Annotated in this window: 19 protein-coding genes; 9 read left to right on the forward strand and 10 right to left on the reverse strand. The window is 72.6% G+C overall.

Going from position 1 to position 21,443, the window contains the following annotated elements; all coding sequences use genetic code 11:
• Positions 1 to 126: 126 nt before the first annotated feature.
• From NE235_RS16435 to NE235_RS16450, 4 genes are all read right to left on the reverse strand, one after another.
• Entirely contained in the window at positions 127 to 960 is an 834-nt protein-coding gene (locus NE235_RS16435) for a TIGR03619 family F420-dependent LLM class oxidoreductase (RefSeq protein WP_252803679.1), read from the reverse strand.
• Entirely contained in the window at positions 957 to 2,564 is a 1,608-nt protein-coding gene (locus tag NE235_RS16440) for a hydantoinase B/oxoprolinase family protein (protein WP_252803681.1), read from the reverse strand. Before NE235_RS16440 ends, NE235_RS16435 begins: the two co-directional genes overlap by 4 nt.
• Positions 2,561 to 4,618, reverse strand: a complete 2,058-nt coding sequence (locus tag NE235_RS16445; RefSeq protein ID WP_252803683.1) for a hydantoinase/oxoprolinase family protein — start codon at positions 4,616 to 4,618, stop codon at positions 2,561 to 2,563. The genes NE235_RS16440 and NE235_RS16445 overlap by 4 nt, the downstream gene beginning before the upstream one ends.
• Positions 4,619 to 4,689: 71 nt before the next feature.
• Positions 4,690 to 5,241, reverse strand: a complete 552-nt coding sequence (locus NE235_RS16450) for a hypothetical protein (protein WP_252803685.1) — start codon at positions 5,239 to 5,241, stop codon at positions 4,690 to 4,692.
• A 190-nt stretch (positions 5,242 to 5,431) separates the two neighbouring features.
• Here NE235_RS16450 and NE235_RS16455 point away from each other — a divergent pair, with 190 nt between their 5' ends.
• Positions 5,432 to 5,977, forward strand: a complete 546-nt coding sequence (locus tag NE235_RS16455; RefSeq protein ID WP_252803687.1) for a hypothetical protein — start codon at positions 5,432 to 5,434, stop codon at positions 5,975 to 5,977.
• Positions 5,978 to 6,194: 217 nt separating this feature from the next.
• The gene (locus NE235_RS16460; RefSeq protein ID WP_252803688.1) at positions 6,195 to 6,809 is read left to right on the forward strand and encodes a hypothetical protein; all 615 of its coding nucleotides are present in this window, start codon (positions 6,195 to 6,197) and stop codon (positions 6,807 to 6,809) included.
• A gap of 8 nt (positions 6,810 to 6,817) precedes the next feature.
• Here the strand turns inward: NE235_RS16460 and NE235_RS16465 are convergent, their stop codons facing one another.
• Positions 6,818 to 7,459, reverse strand: a complete 642-nt coding sequence (locus NE235_RS16465) for a PaaI family thioesterase (protein WP_252803690.1) — start codon at positions 7,457 to 7,459, stop codon at positions 6,818 to 6,820.
• Positions 7,460 to 7,620: 161 nt separating this feature from the next.
• Between NE235_RS16465 and NE235_RS16470 the strand changes: the two genes are divergently transcribed.
• On the forward strand, positions 7,621 to 8,739 hold the full coding sequence (locus tag NE235_RS16470; RefSeq protein WP_252803692.1) for an alcohol dehydrogenase catalytic domain-containing protein: 1,119 nt from the start codon (positions 7,621 to 7,623) through the stop codon (positions 8,737 to 8,739).
• A gap of 11 nt (positions 8,740 to 8,750) precedes the next feature.
• On the opposite strand, the gene NE235_RS16475 is transcribed toward NE235_RS16470, so the two are convergent.
• The 3 genes from NE235_RS16475 to NE235_RS16485 all read right to left on the reverse strand — a co-directional run bounded on the left by NE235_RS16475 (position 8,751) and on the right by NE235_RS16485 (position 14,041).
• Positions 8,751 to 12,110, reverse strand: coding sequence for an NACHT domain-containing protein (locus NE235_RS16475; protein WP_252803694.1), 3,360 nt, complete (start codon positions 12,108 to 12,110; stop codon positions 8,751 to 8,753).
• A 146-nt stretch (positions 12,111 to 12,256) separates the two neighbouring features.
• The gene (locus tag NE235_RS16480; RefSeq protein WP_252803696.1) at positions 12,257 to 12,889 is read right to left on the reverse strand and encodes an NYN domain-containing protein; all 633 of its coding nucleotides are present in this window, start codon (positions 12,887 to 12,889) and stop codon (positions 12,257 to 12,259) included.
• A 303-nt stretch (positions 12,890 to 13,192) separates the two neighbouring features.
• Entirely contained in the window at positions 13,193 to 14,041 is an 849-nt protein-coding gene (locus tag NE235_RS16485) for an LLM class F420-dependent oxidoreductase (protein WP_252803698.1), read from the reverse strand.
• A 101-nt stretch (positions 14,042 to 14,142) separates the two neighbouring features.
• Here NE235_RS16485 and NE235_RS16490 point away from each other — a divergent pair, with 101 nt between their 5' ends.
• The 6 genes from NE235_RS16490 (at position 14,143) to NE235_RS16515 (ending at position 19,325) form a co-directional block, all read left to right on the forward strand.
• Entirely contained in the window at positions 14,143 to 14,955 is an 813-nt protein-coding gene (locus tag NE235_RS16490) for an alpha/beta fold hydrolase (RefSeq protein WP_252803699.1), read from the forward strand.
• Complete coding sequence (locus tag NE235_RS16495) at positions 14,952 to 16,202, forward strand: LLM class flavin-dependent oxidoreductase (protein WP_252803701.1); 1,251 nt, start codon at positions 14,952 to 14,954, stop codon at positions 16,200 to 16,202. The genes NE235_RS16490 and NE235_RS16495 overlap by 4 nt, the downstream gene beginning before the upstream one ends.
• A 6-nt stretch (positions 16,203 to 16,208) precedes the next feature.
• Positions 16,209 to 17,084 carry a TIGR03619 family F420-dependent LLM class oxidoreductase gene (locus tag NE235_RS16500; protein ID WP_252803703.1) on the forward strand — a complete coding sequence of 292 codons (876 nt, stop codon included), beginning with the start codon at positions 16,209 to 16,211 and terminating at the stop codon, positions 17,082 to 17,084.
• Between the two features lie 91 nt (positions 17,085 to 17,175).
• On the forward strand, positions 17,176 to 17,907 hold the full coding sequence (locus NE235_RS16505; RefSeq protein ID WP_252803705.1) for a hypothetical protein: 732 nt from the start codon (positions 17,176 to 17,178) through the stop codon (positions 17,905 to 17,907).
• A 48-nt stretch (positions 17,908 to 17,955) separates the two neighbouring features.
• The gene (locus tag NE235_RS16510; RefSeq protein WP_252803707.1) at positions 17,956 to 18,330 is read left to right on the forward strand and encodes a BlaI/MecI/CopY family transcriptional regulator; all 375 of its coding nucleotides are present in this window, start codon (positions 17,956 to 17,958) and stop codon (positions 18,328 to 18,330) included.
• Positions 18,327 to 19,325 (forward strand): M56 family metallopeptidase, encoded by a 999-nt coding sequence (locus NE235_RS16515; protein ID WP_252803709.1) that lies wholly within the window; start codon positions 18,327 to 18,329, stop codon positions 19,323 to 19,325. Before NE235_RS16510 ends, NE235_RS16515 begins: the two co-directional genes overlap by 4 nt.
• A 103-nt stretch (positions 19,326 to 19,428) precedes the next feature.
• Here NE235_RS16515 and NE235_RS16520 read toward each other — a convergent pair whose 3' ends face one another.
• Both NE235_RS16520 and NE235_RS16525 read right to left on the reverse strand, forming a co-directional pair.
• Positions 19,429 to 20,232, reverse strand: coding sequence for a hypothetical protein (locus tag NE235_RS16520; RefSeq protein ID WP_252803711.1), 804 nt, complete (start codon positions 20,230 to 20,232; stop codon positions 19,429 to 19,431).
• The gene (locus NE235_RS16525; RefSeq protein ID WP_252803714.1) at positions 20,229 to 21,383 is read right to left on the reverse strand and encodes an SMI1/KNR4 family protein; all 1,155 of its coding nucleotides are present in this window, start codon (positions 21,381 to 21,383) and stop codon (positions 20,229 to 20,231) included. Before NE235_RS16525 ends, NE235_RS16520 begins: the two co-directional genes overlap by 4 nt.
• Between the last annotated feature and the right edge of the window lie 60 nt (positions 21,384 to 21,443).

Here is a 21,443-nt window from a genome sequence, read left to right on the forward strand (position 1 = left end):
GGCGACCGAGCGCGTCCGGTCGGATGAGACGGCGGTGGGGCCGGCCCCGGGTGGCAGCGGGGCCGGCCCCGCCCTCCCCATCCGGCGGGCGAAGAGCGCGCCGACGTCCCCCGATCCCGTGGCGCGCTAGCGCCCCTCGATCCCGTACTCCCCGGCGAAACGCCGTAGCGCGCCGAGGGCCTCGCCGGTGCGCGTCCAGGGCCGTACGATCAGCCGGTCCACGCCCAGCGCGGCCCACGCGCCGACCTCCTCCGGCCCGGCCAGCTCGTACGCGTGCACGGTGATCTCGAACGGCCGGTCCCGGCCGGCGAGCCGGCGCCGCAGCCGGTCGAGCAGCGGGCGAACCGACTCGAGGGTGTGCGGCATGCCGATCCAGCCGTCGCAGCGCGTGGCCGCGCGGCGCAGGGCGGCCGGCGACTCCCCGCCCGCGAGGATCGGGATGCCGCGCGGCTTGGGCTCGAAGGCGACCTCGCCGAAGTCGAAGAACTCGCCGTGGTACTCGACGACGTCCTCGGTCCACAGGCGGCGGGTGACGTCGATGGCCTCGTCCAGGCGCCGTCCCCGGCTCGCGAAGTCGATCCCGGCCGCCCGCCACTCCCCCGCGTACCACCCGGCGCCCACGCCCGCGATGGCGCGGCCGCCGGAGACGTGGTCCAGCGTCGCGAACGCCCGCGCCGCGACGAACGGATGGCGCAGCGCGAACAGGTACACCGCCGTGCCGAGCCGGATCCGCTCCGTCACCGCGGCGAGCGCGCACAGGTGGGCCGGGGCGTCGAACAGCGGCGTGGACGGCACGATGCCGGGCCGGCCGGTCCCGGGGTACGCGGCGGTCGACAGGTCGGTGGCGAACACGAGGTGCTCGGGCATCCACACCGACTCGAAGCCGAGGCGGTCGGCCTCGACCGCCAGGTCCCGCCAGATCCCGGGGTGCACGAGCCCCAGCGGTACGCCGAACCTCACCGGGTGACCCTCCCCTCGCGCAGGTCCCGCGCCACGGCGTCCGGATCGCGCTCGGCGGGATCGCCGTAGCCACCGCCGCCGGAGGTCTCGACGACGAGCGCCTCGCCGGCGCGCAGCGGGGAGCGCGTCGCCTTCGGCGGCAGCGGCTCGCGGGTGCCGTCGGGACGCTCGCGGAAGTAGCCGCCCGCACGGCCGGGCCCGCCGCCCTCCGCCCCGGCGGGCGGGTCGCGCAGCCGGTCGCCGCGCGTGTCGACGAGCGCGTCCTCCAGGACACGGATGACCGTGCGCGTGCCGAGCCCGCCCCGCCAGCGGCCACGCCCGCCGGAGTCGGGGATCAGCGCGACCTCCTCGATCCGCACCGGCAGCCGCGCCTCGATCGGCTCGGCCTGCGGGATGATGTTCCGCCCGCCGCCGAACAGCGCCCCGGTCGCGTCCGGCCCGTCGCGGCCGTACCGCGCGCCCATGCCGCCCAGCTCGAACGCCATGTGCAGCCACGGCCGCGTCGCGCCGCTGATGCTGAAGGCCTGCAGGATGGCGGAGGCCGCCGCGCCGCTGCCGGGCAGCGCCCGCGTGAGGGCGGCGAAGACGGCCTCCTCGGCCGCGGCCACGGTGGCCCACCGCCCGCCGCCCGGGTACGGCTTCGTGCAGTTGACCAGGCTTCCCTCGGGCATCCGCACCTCGACCGGCGCGAAACAGCCCTCGTTCATCGGCAGCGCCGGATCGACGAAGCAGCGCAGCGCGTACATCACGCCGCCGAGCGTCTGGGAGAACCCCGAGTTGACCGGCCTGGCGACCTGCGGGTCGGTGCCCGCGAAGTCGACGAGCACCCCGTCGTCGCGCACGGTCACCGCGACGCGGACCCGGCGCCGCTCGTCGCCGTCCTCGACGGCGTACTCCCCCGTGTACGTGCCCCTCGGCAGCCGCGCGAACTCCTCGCGCATCCGCGCCTCGGTGTGGGCGAGGTAGCCGTCGATCCCGGCCGCGAGGTCCCGGTCGGCGGCGAGCGCCTCGACCCGGCGCGCGGCGACGTTGACCCCGGCGACCAGCGCGCGCAGGTCGCCGAGCAGCCGGTCGGGCGTACGGCTGTTGGCGGCGAGCACCCGGATGAGGCCCTCGTCCCACCCGGCGGCGGTGGCGATCCGGACCGGCGGCAGTTGCAGCCCCTCCAGGAACACGTCGGTCGCGTCGCCGGCCATTCCGCCGGCGGACAGTCCCGACAGGTCCGCGACGTGGATGAGCGTTCCGGTGAAGTAGGCCGGGCGCCCGCCGGCGAAGACCGGCCGGAAGACCAGGAGGTCGTTGGCGTGCACACCGCCCTGGTAGACGTCGTTGGAGCAGAAGACGTCGCCCGGGCGCATGCCGGCCGGCGGGTAGGCGTCGAGGACGTACGGGAGGGCGCTGCGCAGGCTCGCGCACTGCACGATCGCGGTGGACAGCGAGTGCGCGACCAGGCGCCCGTTCGCGTCGAGGATCGCGGCGGCCGCGTCCGCGCCCTCGACGATGAAGGTGGAGTACGCCGAGCGGACGACGACGATGCTCGCCTCCTCCGCGGCGGCGCGGAGGGCGCCCCGGAGGATCTCGGCCGTCAGATCGGGCGCGCTCATTCCGGTCCCCTCTCCAGCGAGACGGCGCCGTGGTCGTCGAGGACGCCGTGCCAGCCGGGTGGCACGACCAGCGACGCCTGCGGTTCGATGATGACGCAGGGACCGGTGAACGGCTCGCCCGGGACGCAGGCGGTCCGCTCGCGCACCGGGACCTCGTGGAACGCGCCGCCGAACCAGGCCCGCCGGGTCCGTCCGGGCGCCGGCCGCGGCGGGTCCGTCCCGCGGACGTCCGGCGCGTCCGCGGGAAGGGACACGCGCGCCCGTGCCACGGTCAGCTCGGCCGGGTCGCGCAGGTCGATGCCGTACGACTCGTGGTACCGCGCGTAGAACTCCTCCACCGCGGCGTCGACGGCCTCGCGCGTGACCGGTCCGGGACCGAGGCCGACGGTGAACGCGTGCGCCTGCCCGGCGAACCGGATGCCGACGGACCGGGTGACCCCGCCCCGGGCACCGCCGACGGCGAGGTCGGCGCGGCAGGCCGCCTCCAGGCCGGCGAGCACGGCCTCGAGCGCCGCCGGGTCGGCGGCGGCGGCCGGAGCGAGGAAGGAACGCGACCGCTCGATCGCCAGGTCGGCGTGGAGCAGCCCGGCGGCCGAGCCGACGCCGCAGCGCGCCGGGACGAGCACCCGGCGGATGCCGACCCGCTCCGCGAGGCCGGCTGCGTGCGTCGGCGCCGCGCCGCCCAGGGCGACGAGGGTGAAGCCGCGCGGGTCGACGCCCCGCCGCACCGTCACCACGTGCACGGCGGTCCCCATCTGCGCGCCGGCGATGTCGTGCACCGCCGCGGCGGCCTCGACGACGTCGACACCGAGCGGCTTGCCGACGTGCCGGGCGAGGGCGTCCTCGGCGAGACCGGGACGGAGCCGGAGGTCGCCGAAGCCCTCCGGGGCGAGGTAGCCGAGGACCAGGTCGGCGTCGGTGACCGTCGGCAGGGTGCCGCCCCGCCCGTAACACGCGGGGCCGGGCGCGGCTCCGGCTGACCGCGGCCCGACCCGCAGCGTGCCGGCCTCCACCCAGGCGATCGAGCCGCCGCCCGAGCCGACCTCGGCCAGGTCGATCGCCGGGACCTTGATGGGCACGCCGGTGCCCGGTCGCCGGCCGCCGAAGCTGCCCTTTCCGCCGACCTGGAACTCGTGGGTGACGCCCGGGCGCCCGTCCCGTACGAGCCCGGCCTTGGCCGTCGTGCCGCCCATGTCGAAGGAGATGAGGCCGGTGAGCCCGTGCCGGGCGCCCTCACGGGCGGCCGCGATCACTCCGGCGGCCGGGCCGGACTCGATCGTGCAGACGGCGCGGGAGGCGGCGAGTTCGGCCGGCAGCACCCCGCCCGCCGACTCCATGACGTGCACCGGCGCGGTGATCCCCGCCTCGGCCAGGCGGTCGCGCAGGCGCCGCAGGTAGGCGCCCATGACGGGACCGACGTACGCGGACATCAGCGTGGTCGTCGCCCGTTCGTACTCGCCGAGTTCCGGCCAGACCTCCGATGAGGTCACGACGGGGGTGCCGGCCGGAAGCCGCTCGGCGAGGAGGGCGGCGAGCCGTCTCTCGTGCGCGTCGTTCGCGCAGGAGTGGAGGAGGCAGATCGCCACGGCGGCGACGCCGAGGTCCGCGACGCGCTCGGCGACCCGCCGGGCGGCGGCCTCGTCCAGCGGGGTCAGGACGGTGCCGTCGGCGGCGACGCGCTCGGGGACCTCGAAGACGCGGGACGGGGGCACCGGCGGTTCGCCCGGTGAGAACGCCAGGTCGTACCGCTCCTCCTCGACGCGCGCCTGGCGGCCGAGCACGAGCATCGACCCGAAGCCGCGCGTCGTGACGAACGCGACGGGCACGCCCCGGCGTTCGAGGATGACGTTCGTGGCGAGCGTCGTCGCGTGCGTGAACCGGTCGACCGACGCGGGCGCGACGCCCGCGTCGGCGAGCACCCGGCGGACGCCGCGCAGCAGCCCTTCCGCCGGGTCGTCCGGGGTGGTGAGCGTCTTGGCGACGTGGACGCGGCCGTCCGCGACGAGGACCACGTCGGTGAAGGTGCCGCCGATGTCCGTGGCCAGTGCCGTCACGCGACCTCCACCCAACCTAGCGCACGCTTGGTGTGAGCGTAGGAAGCCCTCCGGCGGCTGTCAATCGCCGGTCACTTGCGTTCGCCGGCGGTCTCGCTCGGGAACTTCGTTTGGTGACGGCGGAGCGGCCCGCGCGGCCCCGAGGTGACCAGCCGCTCTAGATTCGTCGTCCGGCGGCCCCTCAGCGTCCGGTTCGCTATCACGCCGCCGACACGTCCCGTCCCGCGCCTGCGGCGACCGCCGGCGGCACCGGCACCAACGCCGCGACCGCCGAACGCGGACGGCCAGTGCTTCGTCTCCCAGAACTTCCAGCCCTCGCGGATCGTCGGGAAGACCGCGGTGCCCGAGTTGATCATGAGCCGGCCACAGTCGTGGTAGATCTTCCACTCCTCGAACCCGACCCGCAGGCCGAACACCCGATAACGCACATGCCCGATCATTCCCTTGGTCACGTGAACGGTGTACTGATGCCCGCTTTCAATGGAGTGCTCTTCCTCGACCTCCGGGTGCAGGTCCTTCCTGACGCGGGCGACGAAGTTCTGGATGTTGGTATCGACGGCCGTTTCCTTCTCCAATTCGACATGGAGTCTGACCGTATGCACGCGCCTGAGCCAGACCTGCATGTCGCCCCCGGGCCCGTCGACGAAGTACGAGTTCGGCACGAAGAGGTCGACCGGTTTCGTGTAGCGAAGGCGGAAGTAGACGCGGGGGTCGCAGCGCGTCCGGAGCGGCACCAGCCACGGACGGCGCGGCCTCGGGAACGCCGTCGGCGTCGGTGAGGCGGAGGCCGCCGATGAGGCCGAGGCGCTGGGCGTGGCACCGATCGACACCGTGATGCCGCTGGACTCCGGCGCCGGCGCCGGACTGACGGTGGGCGACGCCGACGCCGACGCCGTGGCCGTCGCCGTGGCAGTGGCCGTTGCAGTGGCCGAGGACGTCACGGTGGGTGAGGCCGTCACGGTCGCGGTGGGTGACGGAGTCGGGCTCGCGGACGGGCCGGCGGCGGGCCGCGGGCCCGGCCTCGGACCCCGCGGGGCGACGACGCGCGGAGCGGCCCGGCGGACTCGGCGCATCGCCGCCGGGGCGGCGGGACCCGGCACCCCGGCGCCCGTACTGGGCGACGAGGACACCCCGCGCCCCGAGGCGGCCCGCACGGGAGCGAGGGACGAGACGGCCACGGCGACGATGACGCTCAATGACCCGACGGCGACCGAGCCCGGCACCGTCCTCAGGAAGGTAAAGACCGCGGCGTTCATCCGGGGATCACGCATTGGTTCACCATTTCCGTGCAACGCGGCATTTCGTCCACATCGGAATGACGAGAACGCCGCGAAGCGCCTCCCAACAAAGCACCATTGATGAAGATCGGGCCTCTTCCAGAGCAGACGGTAACATGACACCAAAGGAAAACACGGAAGGCACGGAGCGCGTTCCCCGGAGAAGCCTCGGTGCGAATTCCCCTGGCCTGCCCGGCCCGGGGCGGGCGGCGGTGGGTCCGTCGACGTGAACGACGGCCGGCCGTCCACCTGAGCCTGATGGCATCCCCATCGTCGTGATCGCGTCCTACGATGTGATCGTGCCGGGGTCGTACACGTGGTTGCGCCTAACCGAGGCCGACATGGTCGAGTTGCGCGATCTCGTGTCCGGGCGTTCGACGGTGCTGCGCCGCCCGCCTCCCGACCTGCTGGCCATGGACGACATCGTCCGGCTCGAGGCACTCGCGTTCCGTGGGGTCAGCGGACCGCAGGCGGAGCTCTTCGGCGCGCTGGACACCGACCCGCTGCGGGTCCTCACCGGCATGAACTGGCTCATCGCCTTCTGGGCGGTGCTGTGGGACCTGCGCGCGGCCGAGCCCGCGGGCGACCTGGTCCGTACGCTCGACTACGACGGCCCCTGGCGTAAGGGTGCCACCCCCGAGCAGGAGCAGGTGTGGCGGTCGATGAGCCAGCGGGTCCGCACCGGGGTGTTCGCCGCGCTCACGGGGAGCCCGGAGTCCCATCGGGTGTACGCCGACGAGGTCCGCCGGCTCGCACCGGACGTCTTCCTGCACGTCACATTGACGATCATGGACACGCTGAGCCGCAACCTGACCCGGCAGGGACTCGAGCTCGCCGGCATGGCGGCCGAGCTCGAGGCGTACACCGAGCCCGGCCGGCCGGGCGGGGGGCCGTCGTTCAGCCCACCGCGCTGAGCACCCCGTCAGCGCGCCGGCATGACGAACACCGCGGTCGCCTCTGCGGTGACCTGCCCGTCCGGCCCCGTGATGCGGCTCTCGACGAAGGTCTTGCGCCCGTCGACCCGCACCGTCCTGGCCTCGGCGGTCAGGGGAACGCCCAGCGGTGTCGGCCGCCGGTAGCGCAGGTCCAGCCCCGCGGTCATGCCGGGCGTGCCGTTGGCGGACGCGGCCGCGCCGGACAGGTGGTCGAGGATCATCGCCGACACGCCGCCGTGCACGAATCCCGGAGGGCCCTCGTACAGCACGCCGAGGGTGAACTCGCTGCGCGCGGTGCCGTCGGGCAGCACGCCGATCTCCAGCGGCGGTGCGAGGACGTTGAGCGCGCCGGTGACCGGGCTGCCGAGCTGGCGGACGGCCCCGCCCTCGTCCACGTCGGCGCCCGGCGGGACGCCCCGGCCGGCCTCGGCGAGCCGCCGGGTCGCCAGCTCGACCTCGCGGGCGGCGGCGGCGACCTCGTCCCGGCCGGCGCGGGTCAGGACGACCAGCTCCGACAGCTCCCGAACGCGCGCGGCCAACTCGGCGAGGCCGGTGACCCGTGTCTCGTCGACCTCCTGCCGCCCGCGCTCCTCGAACACCCGCCGCATGGCCGCCCAAGCGTCGGTCACGGGACCTCCTTCGCCGGAGGGGTGACCCCAGGTGCCGTGCCCGTGGCCCGTTCGCCGCGCTCACTCCCCGGCCGCCCCACCTCGATACCGAGCTGAATCCTAAACCGCACCATCTCCGCGGTCACTCGACCAAGCAAATGCTTGGTGTTAACGTCCCCTCCATGGCGGGAGAACGGATGGCACGCGCGGCGGTGGTCCGGGAGTTCGGCGTCCCGATGGACCTGACCGAGATACGGATTCAGCCGCCCCGCGGCGGTGAGGTCCTCGTGCGGATCGCGGCATCCGGGGTCTGCGGCTCGGACCTCAAGGCGCTCGACGGCCACAGCCCGGTCGCGCGGCAACCGCCGCTCGTTCTCGGCCATGAGAGCGCCGGTGTGGTGGCCGAGGTGGGGCCGGGCGTCACGAGCGTACGGCCCGGCGACCATGTGATCATCGCGATGAACGGCCCGTGCGGGCGCTGCCGCAACTGCTCACGCGGCCGTGTGCACCTGTGCTCCGGCCGTGCCCGGCTGAACGCGATCACGGGCCTGATGGGCGACGGCACCACCCGGCTCACGGTCGACGGCGTCCCCGCCCGGCCCATGATCGGGATCGGGTCGTTCGCGGAGTACGCCGTGGTCGGCGAGGCGGCCTGCGTCAAGGTGCGCGCCGAGGCGCCGCTCGACCTGCTCGCTCTGACGGCCTGCGCGGTCGTCACCGGCGTCGGCGCGGTCCTGAACACCGCACGGGTCGAGGCGGGGGCGAGCGTGCTGGTCGTCGGCTGCGGCGGCGTCGGCCTCAACGTCGTCCAGGGCTCGGTCCTCGCGGGCGCCACGACGATCATCGCGGCCGATGTCGTGCCCGCCAAGCTCACGCTGGCCGAGGAGTTCGGCGCGACGCACACGATCCTCGCCACCGAGGACCTGCCCGCCCAGGTCGGCGAGATCGTACGCGGCGGCACCGACTACGCCTTCGACGTCACCGGCGACATCGCCGCGATCGCCCAGGCGTTCGCGGCGACGCAGCCGGGCGGCACCACCGTGATGGTCGGCAGCCCGCCCGCCGGCCGGCCGCTGTCGATCCCCCCGCAGGCGCTGTTCGCCTCCCGCCGCCTGATGGGCACCCAGGGCGGTGACGCCGTGCCCCGCCGCGACCTCCCTCTCCTCGCCGACCTGCACCGCCGCGGCCGCCTCAACTTGGAGAGCCTGGTCAGCGAACGCGTCCCCCTCGACAAGATCAACGACGCCGTCGACCACGTACGCTCCGGCGCGGTCGCCCGCTCCGTCATCGTCTTCGACTGATCAGCCGAACGTCAGCCCACCCGCAGCCGCCGTCCCAGCAGGTGCCCGTTCCGCACGTCCTGCCCCCGCTCGATGTAGACGGTGACCCGCCTCAGCCTTGCCAGCGGCGCCAGGTCGATCCCCGGCGTCACGTCCCTCAGGTAGAGGCTACGCAGCTTCCCGAGGCCCTGAAGCGGAGTCAGGTCGGTCACGGCGGGGCAGTTGCGCAGCCAGACGGTCTCCAGTCCCGTCAACTCGCCCAGTGGTGTCAGGTCGCGTATCCCGGTGTCCTCGAGATCGAGATGGACGAGGTCCCGGAACTCGGCCAGTGGAGTGAAGTCGGTGACGGCCGCACAGCCCCAAAGGCCCAATTCCGTGAGATTCAAGCCGGTCAGAGGCCGTAGATCGTCGAACCAGAGCGAGTCGTTGAGGTACAGCTCGCGGACGTTCGGCAACCGCCTGACCAGATCTTCCAGTCCGGACGTGAGGGCGGCCCCGACCAGTCGAAGATCACGGACACCGTCGAGCCGGGGAAGGCGATCGAGGTCCCGCAACGCCCCGCAGTTGATGAGACCGAGCGTCTCCAAGGAGGTCTGGGCCTTCAGCGGTGAGAAGTCCGTCACCTCGTCCAGGTGGCCCAAGAGCAGGGTGCGGAGCTGGGGAAGATCCGCGACGAAGTCCAGCTTCCGGACTTCGGGAGCCCACAGGCGAAGACCCGTCAGTCGCGGCAGCCGGCAGAGCGGTGTGAAGTCGTCGATGACGGCCCGCGTCGAGATGTGCAGCTCTTCCAGGCTCTCGCTGTGCGCGGCGAGAGGGCGAAGGTCACCGGAGTGCAACCGGGCGACCTGCAGTCCTCGCAGCGGGTGCCCGACCCGGTGAAGGAACGACAGGTCGGTCACCTCATCCTTGAAGCAGGTGAGTGAGGTCAGCCGGCCGATGTGCCGAACCGCAGGCAGCAGCCGCGACAAGGGCACGGACAGCCACCCATCGGTCAGCGGGGTTTCGGCGAGGACCCGACGCGCGTAGTTTTCCGCGTCGAAGTACTCCCAGCCTCTGATGAGTTCCTCCTGAACGAGGTCCCGTGCCTCGGTGCCGTAGCCGGCGAGCAGGTCGAGGGCGCGTGGGCCGTTGACCAGCCAGGCGGTGCGGACGACGGCGCGCGCGGCGGCGGGGGTCAGGCCATCGAGGTTCTTGGGAAGTCGGTCGAGGATCGTCTCGCCGACGTTCGACAGGGAACGCGCCGAAGCCAGGTCGCGGGGCGGGACGAGGTCGTCGAGGCAGGCGTCGACGGCGTCCCGGAGCTCGGCCGGGATGGCAGGGAGGGTCTCCAGGCAGCCGGCGACGAGCAGTTTGAGGCGGCGGGCGTGGCGCGGTTCGGCCTCGATCCGGCGGAACAGGCCGCCGAGCAGCTCGGCGCGTTGTGGGGCGTTGCCGTGGCCGGCCGCCATGATGATCGTCTCGCGCCACTGGTCCTTGTGGGCCTGGGCGAGCAGGGGTTCGAGGTCGCCGTCGTCGGCGAACTGCTTGGCCGTCAGGTACTCCTGCACGGTGCGGTGGACGAAGTCGATCCGCCCGGGCACCGGCTCGCGGAGCACGCCGCTGCGCTCCAGCAGGTGGTCGAGCACCGCCGCGGCGTCGGCGGGCGCGCTCGGCATCGTCGCGAGCCTGGTGCCGATCCAGCGGACCACCGCGTCCTTGGGCAGCTCGGTCCGCCCAGTGATCGACAGCCGCCAGGCCAGGTCCTGCAGGATCAGCATCTTCTGGGCGCGTTCGAGGACGAAGACGTCGTCGACCGCGATCTGCCGTTCGACGTCGCGGCGTTCGAGCAGCAGCTCCAGCGCCGCCGCGTACAGGCCCATCCGGTCGCGGGGAAGCTGCTTCTCCCGGTCGAGGTTGAGCGCGCACAACATCGCGGCGAGCAGCGGGCTCCCGGCGAGGGCCCGCAGGTGGGGCGCCGACTCCAGCCGCGCCAGCAGCGCCGCCTCGAAGCCGGGGAGCTGCTCGGGGGCGCAGGGCAGGTCGCCCGCGTCGCGTACGGCCTCGTGCCAGTGCCGAATCAGCTCCTTGACGTCCGCCGGGGTCATCCGCTCCAGCAGCGCGGTCGCGAACCCCTCCCCCGCCAGCCAGTCGGCGCCCGCCGCCGCGGGCCGTGAGGTGACGACGACCCGCAGCCCCGGATACGCCGCGAGCAGCCCGCTGAGCCACGGCCGTACGGCTCGGCGGCGCGCGCCCGGCAGCTCGTCGACCCCGTCCACCATCAGCAGCGCCCGGCCGCTGCCGAGCACCCGGTGCGCCCAGCCCGCCGGCATGAGCCCGGCGATCGGGTCGGCGACGCCTTCGAGGAGGCGCTCGGGCGACGGGAGCGTCCCGCCGGTGTGGCTGCGCAGCTTGACCAGGAACGGCACGCAGCCGTTCCAGTCCGCGAGGTCCCCGGTGAAAGTGCCGCGTGCCGCGGAGATCGCCAGCCAGCGCAGCAATGTGCTCTTACCGGAGCCCGCTTCGCCGCGGATCAGGGTCAGCGGCGCGCGCCCCAGCGCGGTCTCGACCCGAAGCGTCGCCTCCGCGGCCTGCGTCTCCTCCTTGCGCCACTCGTCGATCGGCAGTGAACGGACGGCGGACCGCCGCGACCGGGTGTGATCGGCGGAGTCCTCGTCCGTGGACACGCTGAGGCTGATGTAGGCCACGCTCAGCGTGGTGCGGGGCCGGTAGCGCTCGACCCGTACGCCGAACAGCTCCAGGACGTCCAAGGTCGTGCTGACGTGTTCGAGGTAGCGCCGCCGGAAGGCCTCGTCGGTGGCCGTGCCCTCCGGCGCGTCCAGCGTGCGGACGGGCAGGCGCGCCAGCAGCAGCGACACCTGATCCGCAACGGCCGTCAGCCGTGCCAGCGTCTCGGTCGACGCCCTGGGCCCGAACTGCGGCAGCTGCTGCACGATGCGGGCGAAGCAGTCGCAGCACTCGTCCAGCACGACGTCGTACAGCCGCGCCCCGGCCTCCCCGAGCTGCCCGTCGAGCGCGCGACGCGGCAGCCCGGCCCGTACGTGCGCGGCGAGGCGCACCGGATCCAGGTCGGTCGCCAGCAGCGCCCGGTCGGACAGGTCGGCGCCGGCGAGGGTCTGGGCGACCTCGGCCAGCGCGGCGGTCTTGTCGTTCTCGCGCAGCCCGCCGTACTCGTGCCCGCACAGGGTGAGCAGCCGCTCGGCGACCTGGTCGGCGATGTCGTCGATCTGCCGCTCGAACCGGCGGCGCACGATCCGGTCGGGGAACCTGGACTGCATCAGGTCGACGAGGTCCCGGCTCCGCTCCCGCTCGGCGGACCGCCCGGTCAGCCAGGTCTGGGCGAGGTGCCCGCCCAGCGCCTTACCGACGGCGACGGCCACGGCCTCCAGTGCCATGCGAAGCCTCCCGAGACAGCCCGAACCGCATTATGGCGGAGTACTCCGCCTTAGACGCCGGTCCGCCCCCTCCGGCTCCGGGCTGCCGCCGAGGAAGATCCGTGAACCTGAGGATCCTCGGCAGCCGACCGCGGACTCAGCCACCGTCACGGCAATGCGTAGTCCGTCTCATCCTTGACATCCTGGTACGCCGCTTTATCGAGCCAATGACACCAGAGGTTGGCCGCACCCTTGATCGACAGCCGGCGGTTGTGTCGGCCATCGGCGCTCCATGCGGCGACCTCCGGTCTCGGCGGCCGCGATCTCGTGCCGGCCATCGAGGCGACTTCTTCGAGAGCGGGCTTGAGGTCGGTGTCCGTGGACATCAAGATTCCAACGTCGTATTGGCCACGCTCCGCCATCAGCACATAGTCAAGAGCGATCTGGACATCTATCCCTTTTTCGACTGGTTTCTCCCCTTCGAGGCTCTCGCTCGGCCATCCGGCCGGATATCTCAGCGGCCGTGTCGTAAGGCTCATGGAGGGGGAACGGCTCCAGACGGCATGCTGACGTCGGCTGGCACCGTAACCCTTCGGATCCCGCTTACTGTCGGGCTGCCCGCGATAGACACGTACCTGGATCAGCTCACGGTCGAAAGGACTGTCCGCGGCCAGGCGTACGGAAAGGCGGACAGGATCGACCTGCCCATGCCAGTAGGGAGCGCCAAATGCATGGAACGCCGAGCGAGCTCCCTGGTAAACGTTCTGATAATCGAGAAAAACGATCACACGTTCAGGCATCACTACCTCCGTACGCGATGACCCATAACATGAGGAGGTAATGAACATACAAGGAATAACAAGATCAATAATCTGCCGAATTAATCGACAGAACACTCAAACCTTAAGAATCCCGACATACGGTCGGCGCAGCCGAGAGCTGGTAAGCCTGGGCGACAGGCGCAAAAATAATCCCCGCCAGTGCGGGGAAGACCCGGACGGCGGGGAGCAGTGATTTGAGGCTATCAGATCATCTGCCGATCATCCATAAGGCCGCATACAGCCGACCAGGTCGACTCGCCCCTCCGCCCGAACACCGATGGATCAGGACGTCTGGTCGGCGCGTGCCGGCAGGTAGGTGGCGGCGTAGGTGTCGAGGACGGACAGGACCTCGTCTCTCGGGCCCGAGGGGAGGCGGAGGACGACCTCCTCGATGCCGAGGGAGGCGTAGTGATCGAGCTTTCCCAGGGTCGGCTCGGTGCCGAAGGCGATGACCGGGACGGGATCGCGGCCGGCGCGGGCGCAGGCGTCGCGCAGGGCGGGCAGCGCCGCGCGGATGCCCGCACCGCCGATGGGCAGCCAGCCGTCGCCGTACTCCGCGATGTGCCGGAACAGCGTCGGTCCGGCCGCACCGCCGAGCAGAACCGGGATCGGCCGCGCCGGTTTGGGCCAGGCCCACGACGGCGCGAGGCGCACGTGCTCTCCCTCGTACGACGCCTCGTCCCGTTCCCACAGGGCGCGCATGGCGAGGACGTGCTCGCGGGCGCGGTCACGGCGGGTGTCCCACCGCACGCCGTGGTCGGCGGCCTCCTCGCGGTTCCAGCCGAAGCCGACACCCAGGACGACCCGTCCGCCGCTGAGGTGGTCGAGGGTCGCGACGGCCTTGGCGGTGACGATCGGCTCCCGCTCGGCGATGAGCGTGACACCGGTGCCCAGGACGATCCGTGAGGTGACCGACGCGGCCGCGGCCAGGGCGACGAGCGGATCGAGGGTCCGCGCGTACTCCTCCGGCAGGACCGGGTCACCGGTCGGTGGCGGGGTGGCGCGGCTCACCGGGATGTGCGTGTGCTCGGGCAGGTAGAGGGAGGTGAACCCGCGCCGTTCGGCCGCCACGGCGAGTTCGGGGACGGGCATGGCCCGGTCGGTGGCGAACATCGTGACGCCGAGTCTCATGGCCCCTCCGAAGGTTGTTCGACCAAGCGATTGCTCGGTAATTGTAGATTGATGTAGCGTGCGCTTGTTCGGTGACTGTCGGTACGACAGAGAGGGGCGCCATGCCGTTCGCGGACCTCGCGGACCCCGGCCGGCCGGGAGGCGGCGTCCGGCTGTTCCACACCGACGACGGGGCCGGCGACCCGCCGCTCCTCCTCGTGCACGGCTGGGGGTCGGACTCCCAGGAATGGGCCTGGCACCTGCCGGACCTGGTGACGCGGCGCCGCGTCATCGCCGTCGACCTGCGCGGCCACGGCGCCTCCTCGACGCCGCCGAGCGGCTTCCGGCCACGTGACATGGCCACCGACCTCCTGCGGCTGCTGGACCACCTCGACGTCCCGCAGGTCATCGGGGTCGGCCACTCGATGGGCGGCCAGATCGTCAGCATCCTCGCGGTCGAGCATCCCGACCGAGTCAAGGCGCTCGTCTGCGTGGACCCGGGTTACGGGCATCCCCCCGAGATCTCGGCGGGCGCTCCCGCACAGGTACGGGCGCTGCGGGCGGACGCCGGCGCCGCCCTGGAGATCGACGCGTGGTGCTACACGCCGGTGACCCCGCCCATGATCCAGGTGTGGCACGCCCGGCGGCTGCTCGCCATGCCGCCGTACGTGCTGGCCGAGGCGTTCGCGGGGCTGTTCACCGGCGAGGACCAGATCGGCACCCGGCCGGCGTCCGACGCCTACCTCAAGCGCCGCGAGTGCCCGGTCCTCACCTTCCGTTTCGACCCGGCCCAGGCCGCCTGGGAGGAGTCGCTGTTCACGCACCCCGCCTCGGCGACCGTGACCTGGCCCGGCTCGGGCCACCGCCTCCATGAGGAACGCCCCAGGGAATTCCTGCTCGTCATGAACCGATGGATCAAAGGGGTAACGCAGTGAAGTTCGCCATCTTCCTCAATCCGCAGATTCCGGGGTCGGGCTACAGCGCCGAGGCGAACGCCAGGGCGAAGCGGCCGATCGGTCGGGACACCGAGTCGTACCAGCGGCTGCTGCACGAGGTCCGGGAGATCGCGGTCCACGCGGACCGGGTCGGTTTCGACGCCCTGATGATGACCGAGCACCACTTCCACTCCGAGGGCATGGAGTTCTCGGTCAACCCGCTGATGTTCCTCACCGACCTGGCGGCGCGCACCGAACGGATCCTGCTCGCCCCACTCGGCCTCGTCCTGCCGGCCTGGGACCCGATCCGCGCCGCCGAGGACGTCGCGCTGCTCGACCAGTTCTCCAGGGGCCGGCTGCGTCTCGGCGTCGCCCGCGGCTACCAGAACCGCTGGATGAACGTGCTCGGCCAGCGCTGGCACGCGGCGGCCGCTCGGTCCGACGGCTCGGCGTCGGACAACCGCAACTTCGACGTCTTCGGCGAGGTCCTGAAGATCATGAAGATGGCGTGGACGCAGGACACCCTGAAGTACAAGAGCGACGTCCTCGACTACCAGGTGCCGTTCCCGTACGAGGGCATCGGGGGCTGGCCGGCCACCGAGTGGACGCGGACGTTCGGCGCGCCGGGCGAGATCGACGACGAGGGCGTGATCCGCTCGGTCGCCGTGTGCCCGCGCCCGTACCAGGATCCCTACCCCGAGCTGTGGCAGCCGTTCACGATCAGCGACCGGTCCGTGATCCGGGCGGCTCAGGAGGGCATCCTGCCGTGGCTGTTCACGCCGAACCCGGACGACCACGCCGCCAAGGCCCGCCTGTACCAAGAGGAGTCGGCCAAGTGCGGCAAGGACTACAAGCTCGGCGAGCACACCGGCATCCTTAAGATCGTCGGAATGGCGGACACGCGTGAGGACGCCATCGAGACGTACGGCCGGAACATGCCCAAGGACTTCGCCGCGTTCTTCGGGCCGTTCGGGTACCTGGAGGTCATGCGCAAGAAGGAGGACGACCGGCACGTCCCCATCAGCCCGGAGAAGGGCGACTTCAAGCGCATGAACGAGGTGGAGATGGCGCTGCTCGGCGGCCCGGACGACGTCAAGCGCGGCATCCAGCGGATGCTCGACCGGATGCCGGACCTCGAGTGGTTCGGCCTGTACATGCAGGGCCAGCAGGGCGTACTGCCGCTCGACACCGTCAAGCGGAACCTCGAACTGTTCGCCACCAAGGTCATCCCCGAGTTCGCGGACTGACCGGCCATGGAGTTCTGGCTCGGCGGGTTCTGCGACGCCGGAGAGTACGTCGGGCTGGCCCAGGCGGCCGAGAGACTGGGCTACGACACGCTCACCGTCTCGGACCACCTGTTCCACGCCGACTTCACGTCCCGCTACCCCTACTCCCGGACGGGCGAGCCGCCGTACGACGCGACCACGCACTGGCCTGACGCCTGGGTCACCATCGGCGCGATGGCGACGGTGACCTCCCGCCTGAACTTCGCCACGAACGTCTACGTCGCCCCGGCGCGCGACCTGTTCACGGTGGCGAAGGCGGTGTCGACGGCGGCGGTGCTGTCGGGGAACCGCGTACGGTTCGGCGTCGGCGTCGGCTGGTGCGCCGACGAGTTCCGGCAGACCGGACAGGACTTCCACACGCGCGGCCGCCGGCTCGACGAGATGCTGCCGGCTCTTCGGGCGCTGTGGCGGGGCGGGCCCGTCGAGCACCACGGCGACTGGTACGACTTCGGGCCGCTGAGCATCGCGCCGGTCCCCTCCGCGCCGGTCCCGGTGTACGTCGGCGGGGACAGCGACGCGGCGCTGCGCCGTACGGCCCGGTTCGCCGACGGGTGGATCGGCAGCCGGATCTATTCGGAGGACCGGCTGTCCGAGCTGCTCGAACGCCTGTCCGCGCACCTCGCCGACCACGGCCGCAAGCTCGGTGACCTGCGGGTCATCGCGCCGATCGGGGCGGCGCCGAGCCCGTCGCTGTACCGGAAGTGGCGGGAGCGCGGCGTCGACGGAACCATGGCCGCGCCCTGGTGGCTCGCCACGGAGGAGGAGAGGCGGCGCTGCTCCGGCCTGGCCCTGAAGATCGCGACGACGGAGCGCTTCGCCGAGGAGATCATCGCCCGGATGTGAAAGCCGGAGCCGGCGGCCGGACCTCGATCCCGAGCCGAGGCCGCGCTACGCTGCACCTAAGCTGCTTAGGTTTTAGGTGTGGAGGTGCGGGATGGCGAAGACGGACGGGCGCGGCGGAAAGGCGGCGCGGCGCCGGAGCGCCCGGGAACGGCTCGCGGCCGAGCGGGCCGCCGCCGAGCGCAGGCGGCGGCGCCGGCGGATCACGAGGTGGGCGGCGAGCGGTGGCATAGCCGCCGTCCTGCTCGCCGGCGGGATCTGGGCCGCGACGTCCGACGGCAAGAACAGCCCCGACCGGACCACCGCCCCGGTCACGGCGGCGGGCGCGGAGCCGGACTCGAAGGCCGGCCGCCCACCGTGGCCGCGCCCGGACGACACGGCCGACCGCGCCCGGAAGGAGGGGCTGGCCGTGGCCCCCATGGAGGGCACCGCGGTGCACTTCCACTCCCACCTGGACATCCTGGTCGACGGGAAGGCGGTGCCGGTCCCCGCGAACCTGGGCATCGCGGCGTCCGGTGACGCCATGTCCGAGCTGCACACCCACGACACCTCCGGCGTGCTGCACATCGAGGCGCCCACCACCGGCAAGCGGTACACCCTCGGCCAGCTGTTCACCGAATGGAACGTCCCGCTCAGCGCCACCACGCTCGGCGGCCTCAAGGCCGACGACACCCGCACGCTGACCTCCTACGTCGACGGGAGCAGGCAGGACGGCGACCCCGCCGCGATCCGGTTGACGGCGCACCGGGAGATCGCGCTGGTGTACGGGCCGGCGAACGCGCGCGCCCAGGTGCCGTCCCACTACGACTTCCCGGCGGGCGAATGACACCCGATGTACTATCCGGCTTAGGTGAGATCGGCAGGGGGGAGGCGCATGCCGCGGTTCGGAGAGCTCGAGGCGGCGATCATGGAGGTGATGTGGTCGGCCGACAAGGCGATCACGGTCCGGGACGTCCGTGACCGGCTCGGCCGCGAGCCGGCTCCCGCCTACAACACCGTGCTCACGGTGACGGAGATCCTCTATCGGAAGGGCTGGCTGGCCCGCGAGAAGCACGGCCGCGCCTTCCGCTACTGGCCGGCGGGCAGCCGCGACGACTACACCGCCCAGTTGGTCGCCGAGGCCCTCGACTCCGCGCAGGATCGTGCCGCCGCCCTCGTACGGTTCATGGAGAAGATGGAGCCGGGAGAGATGGCCGAGATCCGTCGCGCGCTCGACGACGCCAAGGCCGCCGACCGGCGGCCGCGATGATCGTCACGCTGCTGCTCCTGGGACACGCCCTGGTGCTGTCGACCGCCGGCACGGCCGCACTCCGCCGGGCAGGGTGGCCGTCGCGCGCGCCCCGCCTCGCGATCGCCGCCTGGCTGGGCATGTCCGCGTCCATCGTCGCCGCGGTGATCCTGGCCGGGCTGACCGCCACGTCCGCGGCGGTACGGTCCGGCGCCGCCCCGGGCCGGTGCTACGGCCCCGTGCGCTGGCCGTGCGCCCCCGAGGTCTTCTCGGAGATGGGCGTCCTGGCCGCGACCGGCGCCGTCGCCGCGCTCGCCCTGGCCGCCCGCGCCACGTGGTGTCTCATCGCGGAGTTCCGCGCCGCCGCCCGTGAGCGGAGCCTGCGGCTCGACGCGCTGACCCTGGTCGGCCGCGCCGACGCCCGGCTCGGCGTGACCGTCGTCGACCACGTGACCGCGGCCGCGTACTGCGTCCCCGGCCGCCGCGCCCGAATCGTCGTCACCAGCGGCGCGCTCGCGGCCCTCGACGACGCGCAGTTGAGCGCCGTCCTCGCGCACGAACGCGCCCACCTGCGCCAGCGCCACCATCTCGCCCTGACCGCGAGCCGGTCCCTCGTCCGGGCGTTCGGCCCGCTCCCGCCGTTCACGACCGCGAGAAGCCAGATCGCCTTCCTGGCCGAGCTCGCCGCCGACGACGCCGCGGCGAAGCGGTCCGGCCGCCTCACCGTGGCCGAGAGCCTCCTCACGCTCTCCGAAGCCGTCCCGGCCGGGGCACCGGCCCCCGTGCTGGCCGCAGGCGGTACGGCGACGGGCGCCCGCGCGCGCCGGCTCATCACCGGCACCCGGCCGCTCGGCCCCGTCCGTACCCTGCTCGGTCTCACCGTCACGGCGGCGGTCCTGACCGCTCCGCTCGCCGCCGCCGGCCCGGTCATCACCACCGCGGTGGCCTGCTGCGGATCGTCGTCCACCCCCGCGCACGTCCTCTGCGCGCCGGGATGCCCGGCCCAGCCGGCCTGATCCGCGGTGGACGCGCCGGCGGATCAGCGGCGCTGCGCCTGACCGGCCTCCGGCGCGGCGGCCGGACTCGGCCTGGTCCGGCCGCGGCGCGACGAGGGGAGGGTCAGCGCACGATGGCCGGTTTCGTACGGGGCTGATGCCAGATCTGGAGGAGGCACCCGGACGGCTTCGTGTGGAATCGCAGGCGGTAGTCGCCGTGGCCCGCGGGAAGCGGCGGCAGGGGCAGCCTCCGCCCGGCGAGTTCGTGCAGGACGGCGTGGCCCGTGCCGAACCGGCAGCTCAGCTCCACGATCCGGTCGTAGGACCGGTCGGGTTCCGGGGGCACCGGGGAGATCGTCACGGACAGGGCCAGTTCGCCGTCGTGGATGGGCGGCCAGAACAGCGCCGAGCCTGAGACGGCGTCGACGAGGTCGGCGGACTCGGCGTAGGCGGGGACGGGGAGGATGTCGCCCATCGAGCGGGTGCGGTCGAGCAGGGCGAACTGGCCGGCCCGGATCCGGAGCGTGAGGTCGAGGTGCTCGGCGGACGCGGTGGTGCGCCGGTCGGGGGCGAAGTCGGCGGGGACGCCGCCGGGGAACCCGCGCGCGGCGATGAAGTCGGCGAGTTCGGCGTCGGTCACCTGGAGGGCGCGTTCGGCGAGGCCGGGGACGTCGCCCGGTTCCGGCCGCTCGAAGGTGGACATGACGATGAAGCCGCGGGTTCCCGGCTCCGGGGGCCGCCAGCGGCTGACCTGGATCATTCCGCATCGCCGGCAGGCGGTGCGGTTGACGTTGACGGTCCGTCCGTCCTCGTCGGTCTCGGTGGCGGTCGCCTCCAGGCGGCCATCGCCGGGGATGTCGTGATCGTGGCCGCAGGCACGGAGGATCTGCTCCATCGCCACGTCGTCCCGGTTCGGAAAGGGCATCATCGGCGGTCACCTCGGGGGCGGGAGAGGAGAGCCCTGCGGCGCCCGGGGGTGAGGGCGGCCGCGACGGCGGGATCGGCGAGCAGGGCGACGGGCGCGATGTGATCGGCGCTGCGCGGGCGCCAGTGGGCGAACGCGGCCTCGACGTCCCGCCAGAGGGCGTCGGGGTCATCGCGGTGCTCGTCCACCGCGGCCCTGACGAGGACGTCGAACTCGGGATTGCCGTACGTCATGGGGGACTCACCGTTTCGGAGGCGGGCTTGGTACTCGCCGACGAGCAGGTGGAAGTCCGGGCGGTCGGCGATCATCGCCGATTGGAGGACCGAATTGAAGTGGGGGGCGGTGTTCTCGGCGTGCTGGGCGAACAGCAGGGGCAGGAACTCCTCGGTGAACAGCGGATCGGTCAAGAAGCCGTCGAGGCTGAAATGGGGAGACACCAGCCGGCTGAGCGACTGCCCGGCGGGACGGTCGAGGAAGAGCTGGAGCTGGGCGCGGAGCACGGTGGCGCGGTCGCTGCCGAACTCCTCCGCCTCGGCCAGGATCTCCTCGACGCCGTCGACGCGGCCCCCGAGGGCGTCGAGGCGCGCCTGTTCGACCGTGGCGTCCCACGCGTCCCGGACCTCGCCCTCCGGCTTGCGCATCTGGTGGAACTCGGCGTAGAGGTCCTCCATCAGCGCGAGGAAGGACGGGAACCGCTCCGGCGGTGCGGCCCGCCAGGAGAAGAGGCTGTAGGCGGCCCATTCGCCATCCTTACCGGCGTCGCCGGGATCGAGGAACAGGATCCCGGCGTCGGCGTCCCGGGAGATCAGGAGGCCGCGGGAGAAGCAGGTGCCCTCCTCCGGATCCTCATCGCAGAGGTCCGCCCAGTTGTCCTCCCAGAAGGGCTCGATGTCACGGAGCCAGCCGATGTCGGATGTGTCGCGCATCTGCCAGACGAAGATGCCGGCGTCGCGCCAGCCGTCCGTCGTCAGGAGGAACTCGCGGTAGGACGGGGGCAGCCGCATGCCGATCCGCTCCTCGGCCGCGACGACGGCGTCCTCGGTGGCGGGGTCGAAGCCGAGCCAGCGGGTGCGCGCCACCTCCGGGTCGAGTTCGCCGTCGGCGCTGCGCACCCATTCGTCGCTCCAGCGCGTCAGCCATGGTCTCCATTCCATGGCGGGCATCCTGCCGACGGCGTACGACATTCCACGCAGCCGGCATCGCCACGAACCGGG

It is taken from the genome of Actinoallomurus spadix (assembly GCF_024055725.1).
GTDB lineage: Bacteria > Actinomycetota > Actinomycetes > Streptosporangiales > Streptosporangiaceae > Actinoallomurus > Actinoallomurus spadix.